Origin of the sequence: Bradyrhizobium sp. (assembly GCF_019242285.1) — a bacterium.
Lineage (GTDB): Bacteria > Pseudomonadota > Alphaproteobacteria > Rhizobiales > Xanthobacteraceae > Bradyrhizobium.
The window spans coordinates 1-2,711 of sequence record NZ_JAFAVV010000079.1 but is presented as its reverse complement, the minus strand read 5'-3'; the positions used below and the strand labels follow the sequence as shown (position 1 = coordinate 2,711).

3 protein-coding genes are annotated in these 2,711 nt (G+C 64.8%); all 3 read left to right on the top strand.

What is annotated here, in order from left to right:
• Positions 1-229, top strand: a 229-nt coding sequence (locus tag JOY90_RS03300; RefSeq protein ID WP_291689739.1) for a hypothetical protein, incomplete at its 5' end; no start/stop codon positions are given.
• Positions 230-512: 283 nt separating this feature from the next.
• A complete protein-coding gene (locus tag JOY90_RS03295) occupies positions 513-1,469 on the top strand; it encodes an IS110 family transposase (RefSeq protein ID WP_291689738.1) in 957 nt (318 codons plus the stop codon).
• A 138-nt stretch (positions 1,470-1,607) separates the two neighbouring features.
• Positions 1,608-2,513, top strand: a complete 906-nt coding sequence (locus JOY90_RS03290) for a LysR substrate-binding domain-containing protein (protein WP_291689737.1) — start codon at positions 1,608-1,610, stop codon at positions 2,511-2,513.
• The last annotated feature ends 198 nt before the right edge of the window (positions 2,514-2,711 follow it).

Genomic DNA, 2,711 nt, shown 5'->3' with positions numbered 1-2,711 from the left:
CGAGAACGACATGAAGAGCTGGGTCTACAACGAGGATTCCGGGCGCGACAGCGAATACATCTTCGCCACCGACGTGGTGGTCTCGGCGCGCGAGGAGGACGATGTCGGCAGCCTCGCCTCATCGGACAAATGGGCCGAGACCGAGCCGACCGAAGGCCAGCGGATCTGGACCGACGACTATTCGAACATCCTGGGCGCGGTCTACCGGCGGCTCAGGGACGGGGAGTAGCGCGTGGCAGCGAATGAAGAATCCCGCGCGCACTCTCTCCACACGTCATTCCGGGGCGCCCGCAGGGCGTGCCTGGAATCCATTGTGCCTTACGTTGTGCGGTGAAATGGATTCCTGTATCTCACCGGGTGTCACTGTCATAGTGGCGGCGGGTGGAGATAGCTCGTTGGATTCCTGGTCGATTGTTGATCGTAGCCCGGCCTGGGCATCTCCGCTTGCCTTTGTCTGATCGAACAGTCGCATGAGTGCCGGTTTCCGGTAGCTCGCATACAGGTCTGATCCCATGACAGCTCAGCTTCTTGCGCTCGCAGCCGGCATCGATGTCGGCCAACGCTATCTCGATGTCGGTCTTGCCCCCTCCGGCAAGACCTTCCGGTTTCCCAACGTGGCCGAAGGTATCGCCGCCGTGGTCGAGCGGTTGACCCAGGCCGGCGTCGGACGTGTCGTCCTGGAGGCGATCGGTCCCTATGCCCGGCAGCTCGTCAGCGCTCTCGGCGCAGCAGGGTTCGAGGTCGGCCTCGTCAATCCGCGCCGCATCAAGGCGTTCCGCGACTTTGAAGGGCGCCGTGCCAAGACCGACAGGCTGGACGCGCGGCTGATTGCGCGCTTCGCTCTCGCCATGACCGACGCCATTCGCCCATTGCCTTCCGCCGAGCAGCTGGCGCTCAAGGCCCTCGCCACACGCCGTCGCCAGCTCACGGAAATGATTGCCATGGAGAAGACACGGCTGAAACAAACCGCCGAGCCTCTCCTGCTGGACAATCACCGTGCCACCATCGCAGCTCTGACGGCCCAGTGCCGCCAGATCGAGACCGAGCTCGCCCGCCGGATCAACGCCGATCCGCAGCTTGCCTGCAGCTTCGAGATCCTCACCTCGATCCCCGGCATCGGCGAGCGCGTGGCCACGGCGCTGATCACCGAGCTGCCGGAGATCGGCCGGGTCGATCGCAAAGCTATCGCAAGCCTCGCCGGCCTCGCCCCACATATCAGCCAGTCCGGCAATGCACCGCCCCGTGCTGCCATCTCCGGCGGCCGCCCATGCGTGCGCACGGCCCTCTACATGGCCGCTCTCGTTGCCAGCCGCCACAATCCCCAAATGAAAGCCGCCTACCAGGCCCTGCGAGACCAAGGCAAGCCCGCCAAGCTCGCTCTCATCGCCATCGCCCGAAAACTGCTGGTCACAGCCAACGCCATGGTCAAAAACAACACCCCATACACCCCACAATCTCTTGACAGCTAAGACAGTCGCCGGGCTCGCGCGTTCCGCGCGCCCCGGAATGACGAAGGAGAGACTCCCACGCGCCAACTCCATTCTCACACCGCCCAATCGATGCTAATCCACGTCCATATCAGCGCGATCCATGCCAGGGAGGCATCGATGTTCGATCTCAACCAGCTCCGCTGCTTCGTCACGGTCGCCGAAGAGCTGCATTTCGGCCGCGCCGCGGCGCGGCTCAACATGACCCAGCCGCCGCTGTCCCGGCAGGTGCAGGTGCTGGAGCACATCGTCGACGCAGCCCTGCTCGAGCGCACCAGCCGCTCGGTGAAGCTGACGCCTGCCGGCCGCAGCTTCCTGCCCGAGGCGCGGCGCATCCTGAAGCTCGCCGAGACCGCAGCGCAGGTCGCGCGCCGGATCGCGAGCGGCAAGAGCGGCGCGCTGAAGATCGGCTTCACCGCAGCCACGGCCTACGGCTTTCTTCCCGATCTGGTTGCGGCCTGCCGCACCAAACTGCCGGAGGCCGATCTGTCGCTGCAGGAGATGGTGTCGGGCGACCAGATGGAGGCGCTGGCCTCGGGACAGATCGACGCCGGGCTGCTGCGGCCACCGATCGCGCGGCCCGAATTCACCACGCGGCGCGTGCTGGCCGAACCGCTTTATGCGGCGATCCCGCGCCGGCATCGCCTTGCGTCGACCGAGACCATCTCGATCAAGGATTTCGATGATCAGCCCTTCATCATGTATTCGCCGTCGGAGGCGCGTTATTTCCACGACCTGCTGGTGGCGCAGTTCATGCGCGCCGAGGTTCTGCCGCGCTATGTGCAGCATTTGAGCCAGATCCACTCGATCCTGTCGATGGTGCGTGCCGGCCTCGGCCTTGCAATCGTGCCGGAGGCCGCGACCAGCCTGCGGATCGCCGATGTCAAGCTGCGCCAGTTGAAGCTGCGCAATCCGGCGCCGGTGGAATTGTTCATCGTCTGGCGCCGCGAGCACGACAACCCGCTGCTGCCGGCGCTGGTCGAGATCGCCGCCAGTCTCAACGCCTTGCAACAGGCGGAGGATTGATGCCGACCTCGCATCGATCGATACCGTGATTGGCTTGGACCGGCATCGGACTTGGGCTTAACCAAAGGCTCTGCGGACGCGGCAGACAAGCGTCCATATGACGGAAATCCAAGGAGCGGCGCGATGAGCAAGATGACCCCCCAGGAGATGGCCAGGCATATCGGCGGCGGCCTGCTCTCCTTTCCCGTGACGCCGTTC